At 77.3% G+C, this 370-nt stretch carries 1 protein-coding gene; it reads right to left on the bottom strand.

Translation table 11 applies throughout. The features are described 5' to 3' along the window. Positions 1-370 (bottom strand): ketoacyl-synthetase C-terminal extension domain-containing protein (locus VR45_RS41035; protein ID WP_045945078.1); only part of this gene is annotated, 370 nt, incomplete at both ends.

The raw sequence follows: 370 nt of genomic DNA, 5'->3' as shown, positions 1-370 counted from the left end.
CCGCAGGTGCTCGCCCAGTCGGCGCGCCTGGCGGCGCAGGGCCGCAGGGGTCGTGGCGGAGAGCAGCCACGGGACGGTGGCCCCGGTGTCCTCGGACGGTTCGCCGTAGGTGCCTTCGGGCAGCGGGGCCTCGTCGGGGGCGGCTGCCTCCTCCAGAACGGCGTGGGCGTTGGTGCCGCTCATGCCGAACGCGGAGACGCCGGCCCGGCGCGGCCGGTCCCCGTCCGGAGTGTCCCAGGGGCGGGCCTCGGCGAGCAGCCGGACCGCGCCGGCCGACCAGTCCACCCGGCTGGACGCCTCCTGTGCGTGCAGGGTGGCGGGGAGCACGCCGTTCCGCAGTGCGAGCACCGTCTTGATGACCCCGGCGACC

The sequence above is a fragment of the Streptomyces sp. NRRL S-495 genome (assembly GCF_000966955.1).
GTDB classification, from domain to species: domain Bacteria; phylum Actinomycetota; class Actinomycetes; order Streptomycetales; family Streptomycetaceae; genus Kitasatospora; species Kitasatospora purpeofusca.
The sequence above is the reverse complement of the archived record's forward strand: the minus strand, read 5'-3'. Positions and strand labels throughout refer to the sequence as shown.